The organism is Streptococcus macacae NCTC 11558, from assembly GCF_000187995.2.
GTDB lineage: Bacteria > Bacillota > Bacilli > Lactobacillales > Streptococcaceae > Streptococcus > Streptococcus macacae.
This window is the reverse complement of record NZ_AEUW02000001.1, coordinates 1-26089: the sequence shown is the minus strand read 5'-3', so window position 1 is coordinate 26089 and position 26089 is coordinate 1. Positions and strand designations below refer to the sequence as shown.

Here is a 26089-nt window from a genome sequence, read left to right as displayed (position 1 = left end):
AAAGAAGCTGAGAAGGTGATTTGTAATGGAAAATTGTATTTTTTGTAAAATTGTTGCTGGTGAAATCCCCGCATCAAAGATTTATGAAGACAGCGAAGTGATAGCTTTTCTTGATATTTCACAAGCTACCAAGGGGCATACATTAGTTGTACCCAAAAAACATGTTCGCAATGTTTTAGAGATGTCTGAAGAGATGGCCTCTCAGCTCTTTTCTCCTATTCCAAAGATCGCCCGTGCCCTCAAAAAGGTAACCTCAGCCAGTGGACTTAACATTATTAACAACAATGAAACCATCGCTGGTCAAACTGTTTTTCACGCGCACATCCACCTTCTTCCCCGCTATAACAAGGAAGATGGATTGGCTATCCATTTTACTGAGCATGATCCTAATTTTGAAGAGTTAGGCTTGCTGGCTGGAAATATCCAAAAGGAGATACAAGCATGAAAATAAAAACATTTATCTTTTCAGGAATCGCTGGCGCCAGCTTATTCTGCCTTTACAAAAACCGTGAAAAGCTAAAAACATCCTACAAAGCTGATAAGAAGCACTTGAAGCAAGCAAAAGCAGATATTGAAAATATAAAAGGCAATCTGGATTTTCTGCAAAGTCAAGAAAAGACCTTGCGTCAGCTAGGACAGGATCTAGCCTATAAACTACGCGTTTTTCAAGCTGATAGCCAAGCACATCTTTCCGAAATTCAACATATAGCTGATAAATACAAAACAAATTAGAAGACTAAAGCTGATTATCCCTTTCCTCCTTATGGATAGACAGTATCGTAAACTTGCCAATAATGGGCTAAGCAATTTAACTCTCCTATTCTATATGACAGATCTTTTTACAGGCTATTGCGCAGCAATCATCTGTTCTATTTTTAACATAGAAAGTACTTTAGCAGCATAAATGCAAACTAGAGTCTGGGCTTGAAAATCATGCCCAGACTCTTTTTACTATTTCTGTTTTAATGCCCAATAACGGCAAAGAGTTATTGATAAGAACCTTGGCTGGAATAGCCGCCATAATTGGAATTTGTTCCAGCATTTGCACCTGAATTATAATTAGAAGATGATCCATAATTGGAATCATAACCATAGGTAGATCCTGACCCTGAATAAGCACCTGCGGCTGGATTCCCGCTGCTGTAATCTGAAGCACTGCTGGAGCTGCTGTCATAGACACTGGTATCTCCAGAATAATTTTCATAGAGCATAGCAGTAGTCTTTAAGTTTTCTAAGTCTGATTCCTTAATCCCTAATTGCTTCTTAATGCGATTTTGAACTTTTAAAATTTCCTTACTTGTTAACAGTTGATAAGAACCGCCATCAATAGTTGCAGCCTCCCCTTTTAGCTGATAGGTCTTAACTTCTTTGAGCGCATCTCTGTAGCCCAAAAGATCAGGAATAGTTTTACTTGAAATCTCAATATTAGTTTGCATATTTTTGCTGACAGCAGAAAGAATCTTACGGTATTTACCAACACTGTCCAAGGCTAAAATCTTTTTCAAAACCTTACTGATAACTTCTCTTTGACGTTTTTGACGGCCATAGTCTCCATCAGGATCATCATAACGCATCCGAGAGTAAACTAGAGCCTGCTCACCATTAATCTTGTGTGTTCCTGGTTCTACACTGGCTTTAAACTCAGGTTCATGCTCTGAAATAGAAATAGGGAAGTTAAATTTATTCGTAACAGTAATGCCATCTACAGCATCAACTAATTGCTGCAGCCCCTTCATATTGATCTGCATATACTTATCAATCTTGATATCAAGCATATCCTGAACAGTCATGATAGCCATTTTAGCTCCTCCAGCTGCATAAGCCGCATTGAGTTTAGCATCTTGGCCGTTTTGTTCGTTGTTTTTAGGGCCAGAGAGCTTAATTAAAACATCACGTTCCAAACTTGTCATCGTGGTTTTTTTGGTTTTTGGATTAACAGTTACCAAAATCATCGAATCACTATTACCTTCCCATTTGGAAGTTCGCTCTTCTGATCCTGTATCAACTCCCATTAAGAGGATGCTAAACGGTTTTGACTTAGAAATGGCATCATCTCCAGAAGAGCCCGTGCCATAATCTTTAAAAGTCTTGGAAATTTCATCTAGAGAAAAATTATAAATACTTGTAGCATAAACTCCTACCGCGACAATACTTGTCATAAGAATTACACCCAGCATCAATAAAATCTTTTTACCAATTTTCATTCTTTCTACTTTTAGTCAATCAATTTACCCATAAGGTAAACATCAAGAAACTCCTCATCTTCTGTACTAGCACCTCGAATTTTAGTGCCTTCAATTTTAAATCCAAATTTTTGATAAATATGTACAGCTCTGCTGTTGCCGGCCTGTACGGTTAACTCTAAGCGTCTTAAAATGTGATTTTCTTTAGCCCAAATGATGGCTTCTTCTATCAGAATCTGACCTATCCCATGATTCCAGTAATCACGGCTTACAGCCATAAAAACATCTCCAATATGCTTTAAGCGGGGCTTACGATCAGTCATAACACTGATAAGTCCAACGATCTCCCTATCAATCTTTGCCAGAAGACAGAGGCGGTCATTTGAAAGCAAACATTCTGCCAAGATATCAGCCACCTGTTCAAGTTCTTGTTCAGGATCAAGAGGATCTATTATCAGAAAATCACTTTCTTGATTTACTTGGTTCAGAAACTCAATAAAGCCAGCAGCATCTTCAGCATGAGCTTCTATAAAGACGACTTCCTTTTCTTCAAGCATCTTCTATCTCCTTAGCCAACTGCTGACTGCGCAGCCCATGCGGAATAAGGCTCACTTGTCTGCCATCATCTAACTTATCTAAACGAATAGTCAGATAATCGCCCAAGAGGCTAGAATCTAGCAATTCACCCCATTCAATAACTGTTACACCGTCGCCAAAAAGAAAATCATCTAAATCAATAGAGTCAGGATCATCACCAATGCGATAAACATCTAGGTGATAAAGCGGCAGTCTTCCTTCATATTCACGGACAATCGTATAAGTAGGACTTTTAACCATCTGCTCAACAGCTAAACCTTTGGCAATTCCTTTTGTTAGCGTTGTTTTGCCTGCCCCTAGGTCCCCCGTCAAAACAAGTACATCCTGAGCCTTAAGTTTTTGACCTATTCTTTGACCAAGGGCCAAGAGCTGATTTTCATTTTGGCTATAAAACATAGCCATATTATATCAAAATGTTTTATCTCTTCCAACTATTTTCTAGAAAAGAAACAGATTCTGCTTGCTGACTGCAGTTCGAATAGGCCATTTGCATTTGTCTCATGATAGGGCTTAGAGTTTAATTAGGGATGATCTTTTTGTCTTCATTTATAAACAGCCCTTTTATCAGCATCATTTTATTCAATTCATAAGAAAACACCTCATAAGCCGGATTGTTAATAGCCAGCTTATGAAGTGCCCTTCACGTTTTATCTTATCTTTATCAAATGGTTATTATAAAATAGCTAAACTTATAAAATTCAAGACAAAGAGAACATCCAGCACCCAAATAATGGGATGAATGTCTTTGCTTTCTTTCTTGATCACTTTTGAGAAGGTATAAAAGAGGAAACCTGCTGCAATTCCTTGTGTAATACTATAAGCTAAGCCCATAAAAATAGTTGCAAAGAAAGCTGGAATCGCTTCACTCATATCTGACCATTCAATATCTTTAAGGCTTGATAACATCATAATACCAACAATTAACAGCACTGCTGCAGTTGCCTGTGTTGGAACAATCGCTAAAAGCGGACTAAAGAAGCTTGAAACAGCAAAAAGTGCTGCTACTACAACTGCGGTCAAGCCTGTCCGACCGCCTGCACCTATGCCAGCAGCCGATTCAACAAAAGTAGTCACATTAGATGTTCCTGCGACGGCACCAACAGTGGTTCCTACCATATCTGAGAACAAGGCTTTATCCATCTTATTTTTCAAACCATTTGATTGTGATTCATCTGTAATATCAAAAATTCCGGCTTTTGCTCCAGTACCAATGAGTGTTCCAACATTATCAAAAATATCAGTCAGGGCAAAAGCTAAAATTGTCATCAAAACTTCAGGAATACGGCTGATATCAGAAAAGAGTGCTCCTAATCCTTTGCTTCCAAGAGCTGCACCAAAAATAGTCTTTAAATCTTTTACTGCTGCTACTGGATTATTCGCTGAAAAATCAATTTTGGATAGATCAACTATCCCAGCCAAAATGGCAATAACAGTCGTCAAAATGATAGAGAGTATAATACCGCCTTTAATGTTTTTAATAATAAAGAAGGCAGTTATAACGATCCCAATGACGGCAACAATGACAGCAGGATTGTTAAAATTAACCAAGGCAGGTGTGGCTGAAGAATTAGCTGTAATAGAGGCCAACCCTTTATCTGCTCCCTTACCAGATACTGTATAAGTCCCAGGATCAATAGCAAAGCTTAATAAACCAGCATTTTTTAAACCAATATAAGTTAAAAAAACACCAATACCAGCACTAATAGCTTTTTTCAGGCTATCTGGAATTTCATCAATAATCATGCGGCGTACTTTAGTTAAGGTGATAACAATAGAAATAAGCCCGCAGATAAATACCATAGCCAGAGCTTCCTGCCAAGTATAGCCTAAAGAAAAGACAACCGTATAAGTAAAAAAGGCATTAAGTCCCATCCCTGGTGCCATGGCATAGGGAATATTAGCATAAAGCCCCATCATTAAAGTACCAGCAATAGAACCGATAATTGTTGCTAAAAAAACTCCTTGCTCAGGCATTCCTGTCTGTCCTAAAATAGACGGATTAACAAACAAAATATAAGACATAGCAAAGAATGTTGTCAGTCCCGCTAACACCTCAGTTTGGACAGTTGATTTATTCTCTTTAAGCTTAAAAAACTTTTCCATTTTAAATAAAGTTCTCCTTTTAAATATGAACGCTGTGCTTTTATTATAGCTAAAGTTTAAGTTCCATTCAAGAGCTGATTAATCGCTTTTTCCCTCAAGAAACAAAAGAACCATGATTTGAATGAATGTAAAACCTAAAATAAAAGGAAAGGCACTAGGTGTTAAGACTTTCATGATTTCACTGATAACAGCCATTGGTTTTGTGAAAATATCCCAAGAGTTCAGCCTTGCATAGCGGCCAATATGGATGGCTAGACTAGAAATACAAGAAAGTAAGATGATCAAAAAGAAGCGAAAGTAATAGTCTTTAATGACAAAACGTTTAAAGACCTGCTGGACACTTTCAACTCCGCATAAAAGGCCAAACAAAACGCTAGCTAAAAAGACAAAGTATAAAATTAAACTGCTCCTATCGTTAAGAACACTTGCCAGAAAATTCATATGAACAATATCTGTTAGCATATAAAAAGTATTGGGATAAAAAAGGAACCACAAAAGGGCTGATAAAAAGGTCAGAAAGGCATTTTTAAAATAATGCAAACAAAAACTAAAATCCAAAGCAGCAAGTGCCAAAAACATATTCCAAATGAGATAGGTATGGGTGATCTTAAAATAAAGGAAAGCTCCTGAAATAATCACAAAACAAAGATGGCTCAAAATTAATTTATTTTTCATAGCATCCTCCCTGCTAGCAAAATAAAATTATAACATATTTTAGCAAAAGCAGCTTGGCTTCTTTTCTAATCAAAACCTTTCTGTTATAATTTTTCTATGACACAAAAAATGATTGCCATTGATTTAGATGGGACGCTGCTGAAAAGTGATGGAACTATTTCAGATTATTCCATTGCCATTATCAAGAAAATCCAAAAACAAGGACACTTCATTATCATTACAACTGGGCGTCCTTATCGTATGGCTGTAGAATATTATAAAATTTTAGGCTTGAAAACACCTATGATTAATTTCAACGGTTCTCTAACGCATATCCCAGAAAAAAAGTGGGCTGGCGAACAGAGAGCTCGCATTGATCGAAAATACCTCTTTGAAGTTTTAAAAAACGAAAAAGCTTTTGAAGCAGACTTTATCGCCAGCGAATACCGCAAAAAATTTTATTTAACACTTAACAATCCTCAAACCATTAAGCCCGAAATTTTTGGCGTCAAAAAATTCACAGATCAGATGCTTCTAAAACCTGAAAAAATTACCCGCGACCCTCATGCTTTACTCATGCAGACTCGAGCAGCTGACAAATATGCTCTGGCTGATGACATGCGTCTCTATTTCAAAAATGAAATGGAGATTGGCAGCTGGGGCGGACCGATGAACATTTTAGAATTCTCTCCTAAAGGTGTCCATAAAGCCTATGCTCTTAAAAATCTGCTAAAAACACTCAATCTATCTCAAGAAAATTTAATTGCCTTTGGGGACGAACATAACGATACACAGATGCTTGCTTTTGCTTGTGTTGGCTATGCCATGAAAAATGCCAGTAAGGTCCTGCTGCCTTATGCTGATAAAATGACACAGTTTGATAATGATCATGACGGTGTTGCCAAAGAACTGGAAAAAATATTTTTATAAGCCAGAAAGAGGCCGGGATCAAAATCCTTGGCCTCATTTGATTTTTCTGAGCTATTGCAAGATGCAGGCAGTATGGCCTAAGGCAAGGTGATGCTGACCTGGTTTGAAGAGATTTCCAAAGAGTATTAAATCCTATTTCTCTTAAAGATCTCCGGCAGTTAGTGACAGCTCTTCTGTAGTACTGTCTTCTAAGGCTGTTACTGTCACCCCTAAAAGTCTAATTCCTGAATCCTTTTCAGGTAAATCATCAAATAGCTGATGAGCCTGACGTTCAATAATCTCAAAACTTTGTGTTGCAAATTCTAGTGTTTTGCGCCTGGTGAGCGTTGCAAAATCAGCATAACGGACTTTGATCACAACACTCTTTCCTTTTTTCTTCTTTTTTTCCAAATTTTCTGCCACGCGTTTAGCATTTTTAGAGAGTTCCAGTTTAATATCTGCATCATCAAACAGCAGTTTAGCATAAGTTCTCTCATTGCCAATTGATTTGCGTATGCGATGGCTTTTAACAGGTGAATTGCTGATACCGCGCGCTTTACGGTACAAATCAAAACCAAAACGTCCAAAAAGATCAATCAAGGTCATCTCAGGTATTTCCTGCAGATCTTTGCCTGTAAAAACACCCATGTGATGCAGCTTTTCAACCGATCGCTTACCAACTCCATGAAACTTCTCAATTGGCAAAGAAGATAGAAAGGTCTTGGCTTCTTCAGGCAATATAACAGTTAAACCATGCGGTTTCTCATAATCACTAGCCAGTTTAGCCAGAAATTTATTATAAGATACCCCTGCTGAACAGGTTAAATGCAGTTCCTTCCAAATGTCATATTGGATGAGTTTGGCTATTTTAACAGCAGAAGTCAAACCGAGTTTATTAGCAGTAACATCTAAGTAAGCTTCATCTATACTCATAGGTTCTACTAAATCTGTATAACGTTTAAATATTTTTCTGACCTGCATTCCTACTTCATAGTACTTGGTATGATTACCTCTAATAAAAACAGCCTGTGGACAGCGTTCATAAGCTTCTTTGGAACTCATCGCTGAATGGACTCCAAATTTTCTAGCCACATAATTGGCAGTGGAAACAACTCCTCTGCCGCCGGTTAAACGAGGATCAGCTCCAATGACAACTGGCTTTCCTTTTAATTTAGGATTATCTCGCTCTTCCACTGATGCAAAAAAAGCATCCATATCAATATGAATAATTTTCCGAGAGATGTCATTAATAAGCGGAAATATAAGCATGATAATCCCTCCTTAACTTTGGTTGTTATGATACAAGATTATTATACAATCTTATTTACTATTCTGCCAATCTTAGCATTTGTAGTACAGTTTTACCTATTTTGCCATTCTGTATTATAAAAGAAAGTGTTTACAAGGCTGCTTTTTCATTGTGAAACCGTTTACTGTATGATAGAATGTAGCTGTAAAGATGTAACAGATTGGATTGTTACTAGAAATGAGGGAAAATCATTATGGCAACTGTTAAAACTAACACAGACATTTTTGAAAAAGCCTGGGAGGGCTTCAAAGGATCTGATTGGAAAGAAAAAGCAAGTGTTTCTCGTTTTGTTCAAGCCAATTACACCCCCTACGATGGAGATGAAAGTTTCCTAGCCGGTGCAACGGAACGCTCTCTTAAAATCAAGAAAATTGTAGAAGAGACAAAAGCTCATTATGAAGAAACGCGTTTCCCAATGGATACCCGTCCAACTTCTATTGCTGATATCCCAGCAGGCTACATTGATAAAGAAAATGAACTTATTTTTGGTCTTCAAAATGATGAACTTTTCAAATTAAACTTCATGCCAAAAGGCGGCATCCGCATGGCTGAAACAACTTTGAAGGAAAATGGCTATGAACCTGATCCTGCTGTTCATGAAATCTTCACCAAATACACAACAACCGTTAATGATGGTATTTTCCGTGCTTATACTTCAAATATCCGCCGTGCGCGTCATGCACACACTGTAACAGGTCTTCCAGACGCATATTCACGCGGACGCATCATTGGTGTTTATGCACGTCTTGCTCTTTATGGAGCTGATTATCTGATGCAAGAAAAAGTTAATGACTGGAATGCTATTACTGAGATTGATGAAGAATCTATCCGTCTTCGTGAAGAAGTTAACCTTCAGTACCAAGCACTTGGTGAAGTTGTTAAACTTGGCGATCTTTATGGCTTTGATGTTCGCAAGCCAGCCATGAATGTTAAAGAAGCTATTCAGTGGGTTAATATCGCCTTTATGGCTGTCGCTCGTGTCATCAACGGTGCTGCTACTTCCTTAGGCCGTGTTCCAATTGTCCTTGATATCTTTGCTGAACGTGACCTTGCCCGCGGAACATTTACAGAATCCGAAATTCAAGAATTTGTAGATGATTTCGTTATGAAACTGCGTACTGTAAAATTTGCTCGTACAAAGGCTTATGACCAGCTTTATTCTGGTGATCCAACATTCATCACAACTTCAATGGCTGGTATGGGAGCCGATGGCCGCCATCGTGTCACTAAAATGGACTATCGTTTCTTAAATACATTGGATAACATTGGTAATTCTCCTGAACCAAACTTAACCGTTCTTTGGACAGATAAACTGCCTTATGCTTTCCGCCATTATTGTATGGTAATGAGCCACAAGCACTCTTCTATCCAATATGAAGGGGTAACCACAATGGCTAAAGATGGCTATGGTGAAATGTCTTGTATCTCATGCTGTGTATCACCGCTTGATCCAGAAAATGAAGAGCAGCGTCACAATATCCAATACTTCGGTGCCCGTGTTAATGTTCTTAAAGCTCTTCTGACAGGGCTTAACGGCGGCTATGACGATGTCCACAAGGATTATAAAGTGTTTGATATCAAACCAATTCGTGATGAAGTGCTTGATTTTGACTCTGTTAAAGCCAACTTCGAAAAATCGCTTGATTGGCTGACTGATACTTATGTGGATGCTCTTAATATCATTCATTATATGACTGATAAGTATAACTATGAAGCTGTTCAAATGGCCTTTTTGCCAACACGTCAACGCGCTAATATGGGATTTGGTATCTGTGGATTTGCCAATACTGTTGATACCTTGTCAGCTATTAAATATGCTACTGTAAAACCAATCCGTGATGAAGATGGCTATATTTACGATTATGAAACAGTCGGAGATTATCCGCGTTGGGGTGAAGACGACCCTCGTTCAAACGAATTAGCAGAATGGCTGATTGAAGCCTATACAACCCGTCTGCGCCGTCATAAACTGTATAAGAATGCTGAAGCAACAGTATCCTTACTTACCATTACTTCAAATGTTGCTTATTCCAAACAAACAGGGAACTCTCCAGTTCATAAAGGGGTTTACCTTAATGAAGACGGCAGCGTCAATCTTTCAAAACTTGAATTCTTCTCACCAGGTGCTAACCCATCTAATAAAGCCCGCGGCGGCTGGCTGCAAAACTTAAATTCACTAGCTAGTCTTGATTTTGGTTATGCTGCTGATGGTATTTCACTGACAACTCAGGTTTCTCCAAAAGCTCTTGGTAAAACTTATGATGAGCAAGTGAATAATCTGGTCACTATTCTTGATGGTTACTTTGAAAATGGCGGTCAGCATGTTAATTTGAATGTTATGGATCTTAAAGATGTCTATGATAAGATTATGTCTGGCGAAGATGTCATTGTCCGTATTTCAGGTTACTGTGTTAATACTAAATACCTTACGAAAGAGCAAAAAACTGAATTGACTCAGCGTGTCTTCCACGAAGTTCTTTCAATGGATGATGCTGCAGAAAGCATTTCAGGAAATTAGGAAATTGAAAATGAAGAAAAGAGCCCTTGCTGGCTCTTTCTTTTGTTATAATAAGATTATGAAAATTAGATATACTCGTGATACGCTCTCATCTACCTACCTAGATGCTATTAAAATCCGGCAGACAGTTTTTGTCAAGGGGCAAGGTGTGCCCTTAGCACTTGAAATAGATAAAAATGAAGCATACTGCATTCATTTTGTTTTGTATGATGAGACAGAAAAAGCTGCAGCTACTTGCAGGTTGCTTCCTGATAAGAGCCAATCCAGCGTGACGCTTCAACGTATGGCCGTACTGTCTGGCAACCGCGGTAAAAATTACGGCAAAATTATCTTAGAAGCTGCAATGGACTTTGCTAAAAAACAAGGGTTTCAAAAAATGGACTTGCACGCCCAAATAGCTGCCCAAGGGTTTTACCTTAAAATGCATTTTAAACCTATTGGCCAAGAATTCGAAGAAGCTGGTATCAGGCATATTCTAATGGAAAAAGCGCTATAAAAACAGCGCTCTTTTTCTTTATGAAAACCTTATGCTCAATGAAAATCCAAAAGCAAACGAGAAAGCTAGCTACAGGCAAGGCTAAGCTAGGGCAAGATGACGCTGACCTAGTTTGAAGAGATTTTCGAAGAGTATGATTCCAACAAAGCTTGTTTAATCACTCCTATCAATTCATCGCGATCTAAAATCCATTGGGCTCGCTCATCTTTTTCGTAAGTACGATTAGATAGGAAAACAGCAGCCCTTTGCTCTTGAATATTGATAAGGACAAAAGTTCCTGTGTAGCCTGTGTGCAAAAGCCAGTCTCCTTGCAAATCCCAAGCAAGACTGCGTTTTTTATCAGAAAAAGCATAGTCTTGAGTCAATACTGCAGCAAAATCATCCTTCAGATAATGACTAGTGAAAACTTCTAGATCTTTTAACGTTGAGAATAATCCTGCTGATCCGGTATGAACACCTAAAATTTGAGCCTTAGGATCATGGACGGTTCCTATAGGAATGTTTTTTGCTGTAGGAACAGCATTTCTTACAGGTCCAAAACTTGTTTTTACCATTCCAAATAAGTCAAAAACATGCTCTTGTAAAATGTGATTCAAGCTCTGTCCATAAATTTTTTCCAGCAAGAAACCTAATAAGATAAAATTGATATCTGTATAATGAAATGATTTATCCGCCTTAACAGTAACTTGATGAATCGCCCTTTTTAATTCGGAATCATTTAAATGATTCCGATTGGGAATAAAAGGATCGATACCGCTTGTATGTGTTAAGAGCTGACGAACAGTCACTGATGGATCTTGAAAGTCAGGATAGTAGCTTTGAAAACGCGCATCTAAATTAAGCTTGCCCTCTTGAACAAGAAAGATAATAAGGGTTCCAACACCGACCACCTTAGAAACACTGGCTAAATCATAAACAAGGCCTGCCTTTGTCTTATGATGGGAAGTAGCTTCTCCTAAATAAAACTCCTGCCACTTCCCATCATAAAGTGCTAAACTCGCTCCTAAATAAATATGCTGCTGAATTTGTTCTTTTATCTTATCAATGATTTTTTGATAGCTCATTTGATTTTATGAAACCAAATTTCAATTTGGCTAGGATCAGAGATAACTAAAACCTTCTCGCTCTTATCCAAATATACTTTTTGTCCTTTACTTTCAAAATAGGCTTTGGCATCCTTTAAATCGTAATCCTTGGGGACACGAATTTCCAAAATCTCTAAGTCTCTGGTGATGTAAGGTTCGGCTGCTAAATCAGCTCCTTTAGTCTCAACAAAATCAAGAGAAAGAGGAAATTGATTTTGAAAAAGCTCTTGATAAAAAGCTTGTGAGCTTTTCTTATCAAGCACATTCAAAATAATACGCTCTACCTTAAACTCTGATAAACCTTTAAAATCCTCTAAAGCATGAAAATTAAGCTGATCTGCTGTTATCTCTTTTAAAGCAGCCAGATCATTTTCGGCATGCAGTAAAAAACAGTCATTTTCTGGAGAAAAAGCTTCAAATGCATAACCCTTTTCTCCCTTAAAAATTCTGCTTGCTTTAGCGCCATTGGCTAATAAGCTTTCGATTTCCTGAGGATAGGGAGTTTTGATAATCATTTGGTGCAGCTTCTTTGGCCCTCTAATGTCTTTTGATAAAAGTCCTGGGGTTTCTTCAAGCTGAAAGTGGCTTGTTTCTTGTGACCAGTCACTAAAAGATACCAGTGTATTTTCCTCTTTTATCAATCGAAAGCCTAGAGTTTTCTGATAAAAGGCAATATGACGGTCTCGCAGTTTGCAACGGATAATGGGTGAATAAAAATATATATCTTCAAATAGTGCCATCTTCTTCTCCCTTCACATTTACATTTTAGACAAAAACCCTATTTTTGACAAGACATTATTAGAAAAAAAGAGAAATAAAGCTCTCTTTATATCAGTTTATTTTTGAACTATTAGATAGCTGTCCTATTAAACAAGCCGAAAACATAAGAAAAGAGGTGAGACTTTATCTCAACCTCTTTTCTGTCATTATTGAACTAATTTATTTAGGTATACAAGTATTTAAATAAAGCAACTGCTGCTAAACCTGCAAGGATTGGAGCAATAACCGGTACCCATGAATACCACCATTTGGAATCCCCTTTATTTTCACCAAGAACTGATTTAGGCAAGAAATAATGAAGAAGGCGAGGACCAAGATCCCTAGCGGGGTTTAAGGCAGGTCCTGTTGGACCTCCCAATGAGGTAACCAGAGCCATAACAAGGAAACCAAGTCCTAGATGGCCAACTGCAAGGCCTGCATTGATCTGAGAACCAATTTGAAGTTTTGCCTGCATTGATGAAACATCAACACCTTGTGATGAAGCATATTGAAGGATTTCACCGCCAAAAAAGTTTTTGGTCATTGCCATAGCCCCTAAGAAAAGAATAAAGGAACCGAAAAATTCATTGATAAAGCCATTAACTAACGCTCCATTGCGCGTTTCTTTTTTGCCATTATCAACATTGACGATTGTTGAAAATGTTCCTAAGATGGCATTAGGATTTGTTGTTTGCAAGTAGTAAGGTTTATGTGTTGCAACGACAACTCCCTGACCTACAATAGCTCCAAGCATCTGAGCACAGATATAAGGTAAAACTTGTGCCCAAGGGAATAGGCCTGAAGTTGCCAAACCAAGTGTAAAAGCTGGGTTAATATGATTGCCAGAAACATTACCAAACATAAGAGCCGGGATCATCACCCCCATACCATATCCAATAGCAATTGTCAGCCAGCCGCTGGCATGTCCCTTCGTTCCTTTTAGTTCAACATTAGCAACTGCCCCATTTCCCAATATGACTAGGATAGCAGTTCCTAAAAATTCAGTGATATATTTCACTGTCCATGTAACGTCCATTTGTCTTTTGTTCCTCCGAATTGAATTTTTTAGACAAGTACTATTTTATCAAGTATAATACATAATGTAAAGATATAAAAAAATTAAAACGTTTCCCTAAAGGAAGATTAACATGAAATACAACCAATACAGTTATATGCCAAAATCAATCCAAACTGCCGAAAAAGAGCTGCAAAAACTAGGCTTTTTTTTAAGCAGAAAAAAGACCAACAAAGAAAATCTGGCACAATTTATAAAGCAAGTTTACTTTCAACAATCAGATAGTGACTATCTTTTTCAAACCATTATTGCTGATAAACAGACCACTTTTAAGGAATTTTGGGACTCTTCGCAGGGGCTGACAGAGACTATCTTTTACTGGGTGGCCTCACAACTGCTTGACTTTATACCATTTAGTGACTTTCAAGATGCTTTTAGCTTTTTAAAAGAAAAACAATTTCCCGTTTGCTACCAAGAAAATCATTTCTTGATAACTCTTTATCATTTGCTTGGAAGCCGGACTAAAAATGGGAACATTTTGCTGGATAAGCTAATCAGCCAAGGTTTTCTGCCAGCTGATAATACTTACCATTTTTTCAATGGCAAAAGTTTAGCCACTTTTAATACCAGCAATTTAATTCGAGAAACTATCTATGTGGAAGCGCCTCTTGATACTGATAAGGATGGTTTACTGGATCTGATTAAAGTGAATATTATTCGGCCCAAAACTAAAGTAAAGCTGCCAGTCATTATGACAGCAAGTCCTTATCATGAAGGGACAAATGACTGGGCTGCTGATAAAAGACTGCATCAAATGGAAGGAACATTAGCGGTAAAACAAAGCCAGGAAATTACAGTTAAAGATCCAGGTTTCAAACCGCGCAGCGTTCACACAGCAGATCTTCCTATTAGTCGGGCTGAGGAAACTTTCTCTTATATTAACAGTTATAGCCTAAATGACTACTTACTGGCCCGCGGTTTTGCCAATATCTATGTCTCTGGCATTGGGACCAAGGGATCTGATGGTTTTATGACCAGCGGTGACTACACTCAAATTGAATCTTTTAAATCCGTTATTGACTGGCTAAACGGCCGGGCTAATGCTTATACTGATCATAAACGAAGGAAAAAGGCCGTCGCCGACTGGACCAATGGGCTTGTCGCAACAACAGGCAAGTCCTATTTAGGGACAATGTCTACAGGACTTGCAACGACAGGAATCAAAGAACTCAAAGTGATTATAGCCGAATCAGCTATTTCTTCCTGGTACGACTACTATCGGGAAAACGGTTTAGTTTGCAGTCCAGGCGGTTATCCAGGAGAAGATCTAGACGTGCTGACGGAATTAACCTATTCACGCAATCTAGCAGCCGGTGATTATTTGCAAAACAATCAATGGTATCAAAAAATGCTGGCAGAACAAACTGAACAAATAGACCGGACAAGCGGTGATTATAATCAGTTTTGGCATGAGCGCAACTACTTACCGCAGGCTCACAAAATACAAGCGCATGTCGTTTATACTCATGGCTTGCAAGACTGGAATGTGAAGCCAAATCAAGTTTATCAAATCTTTAAGGCCTTGCCTCAGCAGGTTCAAAAACACCTCTTCCTTCATCAAGGCTCCCATGTCTATCTCCATAACTGGCAATCAATTGATTTTCGAGAAAGTATGAATGCCCTTTTAACAGCTGAATTATTGGGCTATCAAAATCATTTTCAGCTGCCTGAGATTATCTGGCAGGACAATACTCAGGAACAAACCTGGAAAAGCTTAAACAAGTGGGGAGAAGACCAAACAAAAATACTCCCGCTTGGCAAACATCTCCAAACGATTGAAAACCATTATCCAGAAGATACTTTTAAAGATTACAGCAAGCAGTATTCCACCTTTAAAGAAGCTCTTTTTGCAGGACAGGCCAATGCCGCTCTTATAGACTATACAGTAGAGGAAGATCTGCTGATTAGCGGACAGATAAAATTGACTATTAGGCTCAAATCAAGCAGCAATAAGGGTCTCTTATCTGTTCAGCTGCTTGATTGGGGAAGCAAAAAACGACTGACAGATATTCCCCGTATTCTTGAAGCAGACAGTATTGACAATGGACAGAATTTTTCCCGTGAAGCTTTGCGTGAGCTGCCTTTCAAAGAGACTGCCTACCGTGTTATCACTAAAAGTGTCCTTAATCTCCAAAATCGCCATAAGCTTCTAACAATTGAACCTGTCATTCCCGATGAATGGATGACTTTTACGCTGCTCTTGCAGCCTAGTATTTATCAGCTGAAAAAAGGAGACACTCTTCGCCTCCTCCTTTATACAACTGATTTTGAACACACCATTCGTGATAACAGCCATTATCATTTAACAATTGATATGGAAAAATCCAGCCTGGCTATTCCTAAAATAGACAAATCGCTTTAGCAGTTTATCCCCAAAAACTCACTATTAAAGATGATTTTAACTACAATAAAAGAGAGCAGGTCTCAATCGTATTTTGACAGAAAAACGATTTTGCAGTCCCACCCCCATCAAAAACACTGGGGCTGTAAGAATAGTTTAAGCTAACAGTCATTGAAAATGACTGACGGTAGTCTATCATCAGCCTACCGATCCTTCCATCTCATAGGAAATAAGCCGGTTCAGCTCAAGTGCATATTCCATAGGAAGCTCTTTGGTAAAAGGCTCAACAAAGCCCATAACAATCATCTCAGTTGCTTCGCTTTCTGTTAGCCCGCGACTCATTAAGTAATACAGCTGCTCTTCAGAAATTTTAGATACTTTAGCTTCATGCTCCAAAGCAACCTGCGAATTGTGGATCTCATTAAAGGGTACAGTATCTGATTTTGAAAGATCGTCCATAATAATCGTATCGCACTCAATATGACTGACAGATTTTTGGGACTGTTTGCTAAAAACTACCTGTCCTCTGTAATTAACCTCACCGCCGCCTTTAGCAATTGATTTTGAAACAATAGAAGAACTGGTTCGCGGAGCATTGTGGATCATTTTACCCCCAGTATCCTGAATCTGTTTGCTGTTTGCAAAAGCAATCGAAAGCATTGTCCCGCGGGCACCTTCGCCGTCTAAAATAACAGAAGGGTATTTCATCGTCGTATGCGACCCTAAATTTCCATCAATCCATTCAATAGTCGCATCTTTATCTGCCCGTGCACGCTTGGTGACAAGATTATAGACATTATTAGACCAATTTTGAATGGTAGAATAGCGCATTTGCGAACCCTCTAGAGCATAAACCTCAACAATAGCGGCATGCAGACTGGCTGTTGAATAGATAGGAGCCGTACAGCCTTCAACATAATGAACACTGGCTCCCTCATCAACAATGATCAAGGTTCTCTCAAACTGCCCCGTCTCTTCATGATTCATCCTGAAATAGGTCTGAAGAGGAATCTCACACTGAACACCTTTAGGAACATAAATAAAAGTTCCTCCTGACCAAAAAGCGGCATTTAGGGCCGCTAATTTATTATCGCTCGGCGGGACAATTTTAGCAAAATATTTTTTAAAAAGTTCGGGATGCTCTTTCAAAGCTGTATCGGCATCTGTAAAAATGATTCCTAAACGGTCATACTCATCCTTCATATGATGATAAACAACTTCTGATTCATACTGAACAACAGCTCCAGCCAAATAATGGCGCTCAGCTTCTGGTATCCCAATACGCTCAAAGGTTTCTTTGATTTCTTCGGGGACATCTTCCCAAGAATGCTCCGCTTTTTCAGAAGCTTTTTGATAATATATAATTTCATCAAAGTCCAATTCAGATAGATCAGGCCCCCAATCCGGCATAGGCATTTGGTGAAAAGCTGCCAAAGCCTCCAGACGAAAATCTAACATCCATTTAGGTTCTCCTTTTGTCCGTGACAGTTCTCTTACAGCAGCTTCTGTCGCACCCTTTCCTGTTGAGACAATTGGTTCAACATTATCATGAAAACCAAACTTATAATCGCCTAAATCAATAGGCTTTGGCCTTACTTGCTTACTTATTTCAGACATTACTTCACCTTCTTTAATATATCTAATATACTAAAAATTCTCTTATTTTTCTATTCTTTTTGGTTAGAAAAACAGCAATTTTTTTAGAGATAAGTCTAACAGAGCATTATCTTCTTCAAGACTGCAAATCTGTATTCTTTTTCCATTGAAAGAAAGTGATTTCACCTTATGATTTTCCAATGACAGCTTCCCCTCAGCAAGCAAAAATGATATAATGAAAAACAGATTGGTTAGCTGGATTCGCACTTTTCAGTAAGGCAAGTTTGATTTCTGCAAACCAATCTAAACAAGGCTCAAACCCTTGACAGGAAAGGAATCTTAAAAATCTTATGATGAATATGCAAAATATGATGAAGCAAGCACAGAAACTTCAAAAACAAATGGAGAGCAAACAAGCTGAATTAGCACAGCAAACCTTTATTGGCAAATCAGCACAGGAACTGGTTACAGCAACCTTTACAGGTGATAAGAAACTAGTAGCGATTGATTTTAAAGAAGCTGTCGTTGACCCAGACGATACAGAAACCCTGCAAGATATGACGGCTCAGGCAGTTAATGATGCACTGAGTCAGATTGAAAGTGCTACGCAAAAAACAATGGGAGCCTTTGCAGGGAAATTACCCTTTTAATAGTCATTAAAAAACTGGCTTAGCCTCTCTATTAGAGCTAAGTCAGTTTTTTTAACTTTTTAAAGGCTAAATTAGTCATTTAGCATTAGCCATTATTATAAGCAAGAATGATATTTGAACTAGATCTTTTTTCCAATAACATAAGTTAGTTCTAAAGCCTGTTTTGCGTTAAAAGTTCGATAGGAAATAACCCCTTCTCCCATCACAAGCTCTCCAGTCAGCTGGTCTTTGACACGTACTACTGTCTGAACATTTTCTGACAGCGAACGCATAATATCCTGAACAAAAATCAAACTGCAGCCTAAGGATGTCGGATCCTTGGCAAAATACTCCATGATAACATGATCCATCACCAAGGACTCATCTGTAATCAAAACGACATAATGCGGAGAAAAGCGAAGCTCTTGATTAGCCCTAGCTTCTGCTGGAACTGCCAGAAATAAGCCTTCAAAAAGGCTGATTTGGCTATTTTTCGCAAAACTAATAGAGCTAGCCAAAGGGTCAGCCCTATTAAATAGACGATAAAAGGCGTTAAAGCCAAATGCTAATAGGCAATCTCGACTTGTCTCCTATGAGGATCCAGCCAATGAGAGGCATGCAAGACGAGTTAGCCACTGATTCCCAACGGATAGACCAAAGATAAAAGGACAGACATCAGCCGAAAAGGTCAATCACTCGCCTTTTTCTTATACCTAGGTTCCAGCCACTGGTAGATTGCTGTCAGTCGGCCTAACTTAGGGTTTCCCCACAAGTGGCGACTCTCCTCAAAATTCGCATTAAAAAGAGACTTCTTTTTCATTCATATCACTAAATAACTTTCTTTTTAAACATAACTTTTCCTTGCCACCTAAGAAACTTGCCTTAGTGGTTATTATTCAGACTCTTTTTTTGAAATCTGCTTTAGCATTAAGCATGCTCCTTCGTTAAAATCTATGCTCTTAAGAGCTGGTATCTCCTTGCTTTTGTCGAGCTTCCTCATAAATTTTATCAACCTGCTTGGCGTATTCTCTTTTCAGTTGAGATTGCTCTTCATCCAGTTTAGTTATTTCTTGATGAAATTCTGACGTGAAATCATCTGTATTAATGTCCATTTGGTATAAATGGCCCTTAGCTGCTGGAGAAAGTTCCATTCCATGCCCTAGAGTGGCTTGATAAACCTGTTCTTTCAGATGATCTGTTACCTGCATAAAATGGTGGTAATCTTCTTCTAAACTGTCTCGCTTCCTACGAATATTTTTCAAATCGGCTTCGTACTGATCATCAAGCTCTCTAATTTTGTTAATGTTAATATCTGCCATCATTCCCTCCTAGCTAATAGGATTTTGTAAATTAGGCTTAGGAAGCTGGGTGAGAAAATCCGATGCTGCCTTCGCTGCTTGGCCTTCTAAGCCATCTGCAATGTTCTTTTTATAAGTTGAGGTATAATTTTTCAAAGCTTTCGCATCTTTATCTAGCATTGATTTTAAGCTGATTCCCTTACTTTTGACAGCAGAAGAGGCTGCTGAAACAATTGCCTTAATGGCTGCCTGCTCCTGCTTTTTTAGAAATTCTTTAAGATCCTTCACAATAATTCTCCAGTCTGATAGTTATTTTTAAGATAAATTAGCGAAAATATCTCCGGCCTGCTGGCTATCAACCGCTTCAATATTTTGAGCCGCAAGGACTAAATCGGAACCAAAGGTAGACATTTTATTCTTATAAGTATCCAGCGCAGCCTTATCGGCCTCTTCTGTCCCCTCATCCCAAATATTGGACATTTTTATCTCTGATGTCAGCTCTTCAATCTCACTGTCGCTGAGGTGCGCCCCTAAGCCTTTTGATGCGGCTATCGCTATCTCGGAAAGCACCTTAACCTCATCCTTAACATCACTGATATGTTTCTTGGCCGCTTCAACCTTATTCGTGACATCTTCTTCCGCCAGCTGGGTCGCCATGTAGAGCAGCTCTGTCCGCAGCAGGATCTTCTGTGCCCCGGTCGCCTGTTTTATCTTATCGTGGAAACTATTGATATTATCCCGAGTCCATTTGAGGCTTTCTTTCTTGGCCTTGTCAATGATGGCCTGGTATTCTTTCTGGAAATTTTGGAAAACATCCTTGAGTTCGCCGGCATGGGTCAGGGCACTAACAAGATCGCTCACATTGATGCCTAATTTAGCCGCCATCTCTATCACTTCAGCACCACCGCTCAAACTTGGATTTTTAGCCACTTTTTGCGCTAGCTTAGCCAGTTCATTAAAATCATCAGGACTGAGGGCGACGATACTTTGGATAAGATCCTCGGGGATATATTCCTTGAGCTTATCGATACTTTTCTTTTCTAAGGCCGCCAAATCATGCCCGGCTGTTAGGAGCTCAGGGTGATAGTCAGCAGAAGCCGCCAAGGGATTCCCGTGGCTATCGATCTGATAAGCCCCAAAGTCATGGGAGGAATGCTTATCTGTCATGCTCGTATACTCCATGGGAACAATGACTTTAACAGTTCCCAGCTGTTCCTCCCATGGCTTCTCTCGATTGAGCATACTGACGGGATCAAAGGGATTGACATAGTAAGTGGTTTTACTCCCAAGCTCTTGGATATGTTCTTTACTGTAACCTGCCTTTTGTAAGCTCTTCGTCGCGTCCGGTCCATTAAAGAGGACAATCTGATCCACTTTTTGCAGTTCGGCATGGCTGAGACCCGCGGCTCCCTGTATAGAGACCATGGTTCCAAGAGAATGCCCCGTGATACTCATCTGGGCATCAGACGCTGCCCGTGCATTGAGTTCGGCGATTTTAGCCTTCATGCCTTTGGTCGCTTCCCCAGCTTGGGGCACAATAGCATCCGTCAGGGCGAAAGCCATGTCATTGTTAATCCAGTCCTCGTAGTTGAAGTCACTGGGGTTCATATTGGCCAGATAGTCCAAGGGATCTTTGGCTAGCTTATCCGTATCAATCCCAAAGCCATCACTCCCGCGCACCACGAAATAAGTCTGGTGGGTATCCTGGTTAATCTCCGCAGTATCTGACACATAGTAAGCCTGATAGCCCGTCTTCTCATCCGTCAAGAGACCTTGTTGGTCGGGCTGGAGGTAGAGTTCCGTTTTACTGGCCTTGGGATCACTCTTATCGGGGTAACCGTCGCCTGAAGCACCTTGGGTGATTTGGCCTTTTTTCTCAACATCTTGTGAAAAATCAAATCTAACAGATTGGCCTGAATCGAGTGCTTTCTGCTGATCTTTTTTTAAGCTACTATAATCAAAGACAATTGGTCTTCCTGTATAAGCTGACTGGGCTAATGAAGCATAAATACTATCAAAATTGTCTAAATTCCAGTTACTCAAAAGGCTGTCCTCCTATACTTAATCCATTAGTTAACATCATCGTATCCATATCTGGTTGCCCATCCTTGATTTCAATCGTAACATTCCACCCAGAATCTTCAATATTATTGAATGTACCATAAATATTTACAATATCTCCTCCGCCTTGGGGAGTTCCATTTCCAGCTTCCCCCCATCGTACATCCGTCCAATCAATCTGCACGGATTCGATTTTAGGATTAGATTGTTTCACAAAATCCACAATTTCCTGCTGGTGTTCTTTAAGGTAGGCTACTTGCTTCTCCTTGGTGGTCATCTTGTCTTCTTGTTTCTTTTTTTTGGCTTCTTTGGCTTCTTGGTCGCGTTTGGCTTTGACAAAAGCCTCAAAGCGGCTGTTAAAATCATTGGCTACCATTAGGCTTCCTCCTATTCCTGCTAAAATGGCTAGTGTTGTTAAACTAATTAAGGTGATCTTGGTGGATCGTTTCATAAAAGCCTCCTTTATGCTGAGCTTAGAATGTTGCTTCTGTGCTGTTATGACTTAATTTCAATTTGTAAGAGGACAATCTGATCCACTTTTTGCAGTTCGGCATGGCTGAGACCCGCGGCTCCCTGAATGGAAACAATCGTTCCAAGAGAATGCCCCGTGATACTCATCTGGGCATCAGACGCTGCCCGTGCATTGAGTTCGGCGATTTTAGCCTTCATGCCTTTGGTCGCTTCCCCAGCTTGGGGCACAATAGCATCCGTCAGGGCGAAAGCCATGTCATTGTTAATCCAGTCCTCGTAGTTGAAGTCACTGGGGTTCATATTGGCCAGATAGTCCAAGGGATCTTTGGCTAGCTTATCCGTATCAATCCCAAAGCCATCACTCCCGCGCACCACGAAATAAGTCTGGTGGGTATCCTGGTTAATCTCCGCAGTATCTGACACATAGTAAGCCTGATAGCCCGTCTTCTCATCCGTCAAGAGACCTTGTTGGTCGGGCTGGAGGTAGAGTTCCGTTTTACTGGCCTTGGGATCACTCTTATCGGGGTAACCGTCGCCTGAAGCACCTTGGGTGATTTGGCCTTTTTTCTCAACATCTTGTGAAAAATCAAATCTAACAGATTGGCCTGAATCGAGTGCTTTCTGCTGATCTTTTTTTAAGCTACTATAATCAAAGACAATTGGTCTTCCTGTATAAGCTGACTGGGCTAATGAAGCATAAATATTATCAAAACTCTCCAAACTCCAATTACTCAATTGGTTCACCTCCAATATCTATAGAATTGGCTACATACATTTCATCCATATTAACACTCATATTAACACTGTTATCATCATTGAGTGGAATATCAACAACCCATCCTGAATCTTCAATATCATTAATATGGCCATAAAGATTAATATAGTATTCTGATTTAGTAAGTCCACCATCACTCCATTTTGTTTCATCCCAATCAATTTGAACGGATTCTACCTTGGAACTTTGTGACTTTATTAATTTCACAATCTCTTGCTGGTGTTCTTTGACATAGGCCAGCTGCTTTTCCTTGGTTGTCATCTTGTCTTCTTGTTTCTTTTTTTCGGCTTCTTTGGCTTCTTGGTCGCGTTTGGCTTTGACAAAGGCCTCAAAGCGGCTGTTAAAATCATTGGCTACCATTAGGCTTCCTCCTATTCCTGCTAAAATGGCTAGTGTTGTTAAACTGATTAATGTGATCTTAGTACTTTTCTTCATAAGAGACTCCTACACGAATCCAGCTCATCATAGCTAAGATTGGCGACAGCTTGAGCTGATACTATGGTTCCAAGCGAGTGACCGGTCACATTCATCTTGGCCTTGGGGACTTTTTCCTCCAATTCAGCTATCTTAGCTTTCATAGCTTTATTAGCCAATTTAGCTTGGGGAATATAGTCATCAGTGAGCGCAAAGCGAGCATCATTATTAATCCAGTCATTAAGGGTATCCACGCCCATCCCATCACTGCCGCGCACCACGAAATAAGTCTGGTGGGTATCCTGGTTGATGGTCTCGTTTTCAGACAGGTAATAGGCATTATAACCAGACTCTTTGTCCTCTAAAAGCCCTTTCTGATCGGGCTGCAGGTAGACAATCCCGTCGTTGTTGGGATCGGTGCTGTCAAAGTGCTGACCGCCTTGGGTGACTTGGCCATCTTTCTTAACATCTTGTGAAAAGTCGAATCTAACAGATTCTCCATCTTCTAGTCTCTTCTTCCGATCAGCCTTTAAGTCACTCATCGCAAAGGAATCAGGACGAGTAGTATAGGCACTCTCTGCTAGGGAAGCATAAATACTATCAAAATTTTCTAGGTTCCAGTTAGTCATAGACACTCTTCTCTTAATTATTATGAACTTCTAAATACTAGCCCAATCTACTTGGTCATTTATATACTATTAAATATCGTTTAAATTATCTGAAGTAATTGAATCAATTTTAGGAATATTTTCTTTATCAACAGCAAATTTTAATTTAATATTTGTCAATTTACTTCCGTTAGCATAACCAAAAATTAATAAAACTTTACTTCCTCCTTGTGGAGTTCCATTGCCAGCTGTGACCACACGAATACTATCCCAATCAAATTTTACAGTAGTTATTTCTGGATTTTGTGATTTGACATATCCTGTCATTTCTTGTTCATGTTCTTTAAGATAAGCTACCTGCTTCTCCTTGGTTGCCCTCTCCTCTTCTCGCTTCTTTTTCTCAGCTTCCTTAATTTCTTGCTCTAGCCTTTCTTTTCCGAGGGCTTGATATCGGCTGTTTAAATCGCTCATTACCATCACGGCAGCTCCTATTCCTGCTAAAATGGCTAGTGTTGTTAAACTAATTAAGGTGATCTTGGTGGATCGTTTCATAAAAGCCTCCTTTATGTTGAGCTTAGAATGTTGCTTCTGTGCTGTTATGACTTAATTTCAATTTGTAATAAGTTTTACGATTATGGATATAGGCCTCATCCATAGCTGGATGCCTTTCCTTGGCATTGTAAGCCTTATCCAAGAAATTCTGATCACTGAGTTTCATACCGATAAAGTGATACTGGCCGTTTTCCTTAAGATACTTTGGCACGGGATGAATGCTTACTAAATAAGAATAGGCTGTCCCTACTATGATGAAAAAGCCAACTCTCGGGCCTCTCGTCATGAGCGCCGCCAACTCGGTCTGGCTTAATCCAGACACTTTCTCATAGCTCTCTAAATCAGGAATAAAGGCGATACAATATTGATCCCATCCATCCGTTTCTCGATTTTTAATTTCTGAAACCATAAAATCCGTCATATCACTCAGGAGAGTCGGATCACTGACATAGTGCGATACCTTTGACTCGTAATTTGGATAATCCTCGTTAACATCTAGCAAGAGGGTTGTGAGGCTCCAGTTTGACTGGCTCACAGTCGCTATAAGGCGATCAACCATCAGGCGGATCTGCTCTGAATTATCTGAGAAGACAATGAGGTGCCTGAAAGCAGAAAAATCAAGGGCAATCGTTTCGACTGTTGTCATGTCCAAACCAAGCGGTAAGGCTGGCTTGGCCATGGCATTTTTTGTATCTGCCCGATCCATAAATTGTGCCAGTGAAATTTCTTCTGGAACGATTGGGATTTCTGCGGGTCTGTCACCTTGCCAGAATTGATCCATCTGGCTAATTTCTTGACGTAAGGCTTGAAGGCGTTGGACTGGAGTTGCGCCTCGATTAGAAAGGGCTGCTTGGAAGACCTCGACTTCTTCTATCGTTATAAGTCCTCTGCCTGCAATACTTTCCGTAGACATAGTGTAATGCCCCATAATCGTTTTGATCTCTGATTCATCTGTTAATTTTAAGCTCAGGCGAGTCTTGAAATTGGCCAGTAAGACTGGGCGAATAGCTGCCAAGCGGCCGCCGCTGACAATAACCGTTATCCCAAGACTGTTACCGTCTCTGGCCAGTGTTTGGGTCAAGGTATCAAAGCCGTTTCGCAGCTGCTCGGTTTGAATGTCTTTATAGCCCTCATAATTGTCCACCACTATCATAATTTGAGGCAGGGCTTCATCTGTTACAGCTTGGTACATTGCTTTGGAGTTGACATGATGACGGTTAAAAAGCCGTTTGCGTGACTGGATTTCCCGCTTCATGAGATCCATAAACTTTGTCAACTTTTCTTCCTGATCCGAAGTGATAAAATCAGCCGTATGAGGCAAGTTTTTTAAGGGGTAAAGGGCGCTCGTTCCAAAGTCAAAAATGTAAAAGTGAATCTGCTCAGGTGTCTGTTGTCTGGACAAGTCCATAACGATGGTTTGTAAAAGACTTGATTTCCCCATCGACGGACCGCCAAAAATGGCTAAGTTCCCATCGTCAGCTAACGCATAAGTTCCGACCGTTTGCCTTTGTTCACTCGGAATATCGACCATACCGATGATAGCTTCTAGGCGGCTTTCACCTTGCCAGAGGTCTTGGAAACAGTCTTGGCGTAAATCCTGTACAAAAATCTCAGTGCTCAAGGGCGGCAGCCAAGGCTGCGGCAAAATAAGTCCCT

The 26089-nt window shown here is 39.6% G+C and carries 26 protein-coding genes and 1 pseudogene; 7 read left to right on the top strand and 20 right to left on the bottom strand.

The genetic code is table 11. From position 1 onward, the window contains the following. Positions 1–25 precede the first annotated feature (25 nt). On the top strand, positions 26–445 hold the full coding sequence (locus STRMA_RS00135; RefSeq protein ID WP_003079344.1) for an HIT family protein: 420 nt from the start codon (positions 26–28) through the stop codon (positions 443–445). After that, positions 442–732, top strand: a complete 291-nt coding sequence (locus tag STRMA_RS00130; RefSeq protein ID WP_003080825.1) for a hypothetical protein — start codon at positions 442–444, stop codon at positions 730–732. Before STRMA_RS00135 ends, STRMA_RS00130 begins: the two co-directional genes overlap by 4 nt. Positions 733–986: 254 nt before the next feature. Here the strand turns inward: STRMA_RS00130 and lytR are convergent, their stop codons facing one another. The 5 genes from lytR to STRMA_RS00105 form a co-directional block, all read right to left on the bottom strand. Further along, positions 987–2204 carry a glycopolymer--peptidoglycan transferase LytR gene (gene lytR / locus STRMA_RS00125; RefSeq protein ID WP_003082433.1) on the bottom strand — a complete coding sequence of 406 codons (1218 nt, stop codon included), beginning with the start codon at positions 2202–2204 and terminating at the stop codon, positions 987–989. 11 nt (positions 2205–2215) lie between these two features. Further along, positions 2216–2740 (bottom strand): GNAT family N-acetyltransferase, encoded by a 525-nt coding sequence (locus STRMA_RS00120; RefSeq protein ID WP_003080287.1) that lies wholly within the window; start codon positions 2738–2740, stop codon positions 2216–2218. Further along, positions 2733–3176 carry a tRNA (adenosine(37)-N6)-threonylcarbamoyltransferase complex ATPase subunit type 1 TsaE gene (gene tsaE / locus STRMA_RS00115; protein ID WP_040841683.1) on the bottom strand — a complete coding sequence of 148 codons (444 nt, stop codon included), beginning with the start codon at positions 3174–3176 and terminating at the stop codon, positions 2733–2735. Before tsaE ends, STRMA_RS00120 begins: the two co-directional genes overlap by 8 nt. A 276-nt stretch (positions 3177–3452) precedes the next feature. Continuing rightward, positions 3453–4883 carry an NCS2 family permease gene (locus STRMA_RS00110; protein WP_003081251.1) on the bottom strand — a complete coding sequence of 477 codons (1431 nt, stop codon included), beginning with the start codon at positions 4881–4883 and terminating at the stop codon, positions 3453–3455. A gap of 78 nt (positions 4884–4961) precedes the next feature. Further along, complete coding sequence (locus STRMA_RS00105) at positions 4962–5558, bottom strand: DUF1361 domain-containing protein (RefSeq protein ID WP_003081960.1); 597 nt, start codon at positions 5556–5558, stop codon at positions 4962–4964. Positions 5559–5654: 96 nt separating this feature from the next. On the opposite strand from STRMA_RS00105, the gene STRMA_RS00100 reads away from it, so the two are divergent. Continuing rightward, positions 5655–6467, top strand: a complete 813-nt coding sequence (locus STRMA_RS00100) for a Cof-type HAD-IIB family hydrolase (RefSeq protein ID WP_003079760.1) — start codon at positions 5655–5657, stop codon at positions 6465–6467. Between the two features lie 141 nt (positions 6468–6608). On the opposite strand, the gene dinB is transcribed toward STRMA_RS00100, so the two are convergent. Then, positions 6609–7715, bottom strand: a complete 1107-nt coding sequence (gene dinB, locus STRMA_RS00095; RefSeq protein ID WP_003082146.1) for a DNA polymerase IV — start codon at positions 7713–7715, stop codon at positions 6609–6611. A 233-nt stretch (positions 7716–7948) separates the two neighbouring features. Here dinB and pflB point away from each other — a divergent pair, with 233 nt between their 5' ends. Beyond that, entirely contained in the window at positions 7949–10273 is a 2325-nt protein-coding gene (gene pflB / locus STRMA_RS00090) for a formate C-acetyltransferase (RefSeq protein WP_003080274.1), read from the top strand. A gap of 58 nt (positions 10274–10331) precedes the next feature. Then, the gene (locus STRMA_RS00085; protein ID WP_040841681.1) at positions 10332–10769 is read left to right on the top strand and encodes a GNAT family N-acetyltransferase; all 438 of its coding nucleotides are present in this window, start codon (positions 10332–10334) and stop codon (positions 10767–10769) included. Positions 10770–10876: 107 nt separating this feature from the next. Here STRMA_RS00085 and STRMA_RS00080 read toward each other — a convergent pair whose 3' ends face one another. From STRMA_RS00080 to gla, 3 genes are all read right to left on the bottom strand, one after another. Further along, on the bottom strand, positions 10877–11833 hold the full coding sequence (locus STRMA_RS00080; RefSeq protein WP_003079715.1) for a serine hydrolase domain-containing protein: 957 nt from the start codon (positions 11831–11833) through the stop codon (positions 10877–10879). Continuing rightward, on the bottom strand, positions 11830–12594 hold the full coding sequence (locus STRMA_RS00075) for a CppA family protein (protein ID WP_003079474.1): 765 nt from the start codon (positions 12592–12594) through the stop codon (positions 11830–11832). Before STRMA_RS00075 ends, STRMA_RS00080 begins: the two co-directional genes overlap by 4 nt. Before the next feature lie 203 nt (positions 12595–12797). Then, positions 12798–13649: an aquaglyceroporin Gla gene (gene gla / locus STRMA_RS00070; RefSeq protein WP_003080729.1), complete on the bottom strand. Its 852-nt coding sequence runs from the start codon at positions 13647–13649 to the stop codon at positions 12798–12800. A 112-nt stretch (positions 13650–13761) separates the two neighbouring features. Between gla and STRMA_RS00065 the strand changes: the two genes are divergently transcribed. Then, positions 13762–16050, top strand: coding sequence for a Xaa-Pro dipeptidyl-peptidase (locus STRMA_RS00065; protein ID WP_003078570.1), 2289 nt, complete (start codon positions 13762–13764; stop codon positions 16048–16050). A gap of 177 nt (positions 16051–16227) precedes the next feature. Here the strand turns inward: STRMA_RS00065 and sufB are convergent, their stop codons facing one another. Beyond that, positions 16228–17646, bottom strand: a complete 1419-nt coding sequence (gene sufB, locus STRMA_RS00060) for a Fe-S cluster assembly protein SufB (protein ID WP_003079489.1) — start codon at positions 17644–17646, stop codon at positions 16228–16230. 329 nt (positions 17647–17975) lie between these two features. On the opposite strand from sufB, the gene STRMA_RS00055 reads away from it, so the two are divergent. Beyond that, complete coding sequence (locus STRMA_RS00055) at positions 17976–18275, top strand: YbaB/EbfC family nucleoid-associated protein (protein ID WP_003080059.1); 300 nt, start codon at positions 17976–17978, stop codon at positions 18273–18275. A gap of 185 nt (positions 18276–18460) precedes the next feature. Here STRMA_RS00055 and STRMA_RS10030 read toward each other — a convergent pair. From STRMA_RS10030 to STRMA_RS00005, 10 genes and pseudogenes are all read right to left on the bottom strand, one after another. Further along, positions 18461–18685, bottom strand: a pseudogene (locus STRMA_RS10030) (hypothetical protein); the annotation flags it as partial. A gap of 528 nt (positions 18686–19213) precedes the next feature. Next, a complete protein-coding gene (locus STRMA_RS00045; RefSeq protein ID WP_003080051.1) occupies positions 19214–19573 on the bottom strand; it encodes a hypothetical protein in 360 nt (119 codons plus the stop codon). Between the two features lie 9 nt (positions 19574–19582). Next, positions 19583–19843 carry a hypothetical protein gene (locus tag STRMA_RS00040; protein WP_040841392.1) on the bottom strand — a complete coding sequence of 87 codons (261 nt, stop codon included), beginning with the start codon at positions 19841–19843 and terminating at the stop codon, positions 19583–19585. A gap of 24 nt (positions 19844–19867) precedes the next feature. Then, entirely contained in the window at positions 19868–21595 is a 1728-nt protein-coding gene (locus STRMA_RS00035) for a hypothetical protein (RefSeq protein ID WP_003078545.1), read from the bottom strand. Next, on the bottom strand, positions 21588–22064 hold the full coding sequence (locus STRMA_RS00030) for a hypothetical protein (protein ID WP_003078632.1): 477 nt from the start codon (positions 22062–22064) through the stop codon (positions 21588–21590). Before STRMA_RS00030 ends, STRMA_RS00035 begins: the two co-directional genes overlap by 8 nt. 44 nt (positions 22065–22108) lie before the next feature. Then, a complete protein-coding gene (locus STRMA_RS00025; protein ID WP_412093830.1) occupies positions 22109–22828 on the bottom strand; it encodes a triacylglycerol lipase in 720 nt (239 codons plus the stop codon). Beyond that, positions 22812–23294 carry a hypothetical protein gene (locus STRMA_RS00020; protein ID WP_003081631.1) on the bottom strand — a complete coding sequence of 161 codons (483 nt, stop codon included), beginning with the start codon at positions 23292–23294 and terminating at the stop codon, positions 22812–22814. The genes STRMA_RS00025 and STRMA_RS00020 overlap by 17 nt, the downstream gene beginning before the upstream one ends. Further along, positions 23291–23902 carry a lipase family protein gene (locus STRMA_RS00015; protein ID WP_003080170.1) on the bottom strand — a complete coding sequence of 204 codons (612 nt, stop codon included), beginning with the start codon at positions 23900–23902 and terminating at the stop codon, positions 23291–23293. The genes STRMA_RS00020 and STRMA_RS00015 overlap by 4 nt, the downstream gene beginning before the upstream one ends. Positions 23903–23971: 69 nt before the next feature. After that, on the bottom strand, positions 23972–24433 hold the full coding sequence (locus STRMA_RS00010; RefSeq protein ID WP_003081654.1) for a hypothetical protein: 462 nt from the start codon (positions 24431–24433) through the stop codon (positions 23972–23974). A 22-nt stretch (positions 24434–24455) separates the two neighbouring features. Then, a partial coding sequence (locus STRMA_RS00005; RefSeq protein WP_040841383.1) for an FtsK/SpoIIIE domain-containing protein occupies positions 24456–26089 on the bottom strand: 1634 nt, incomplete at its 5' end.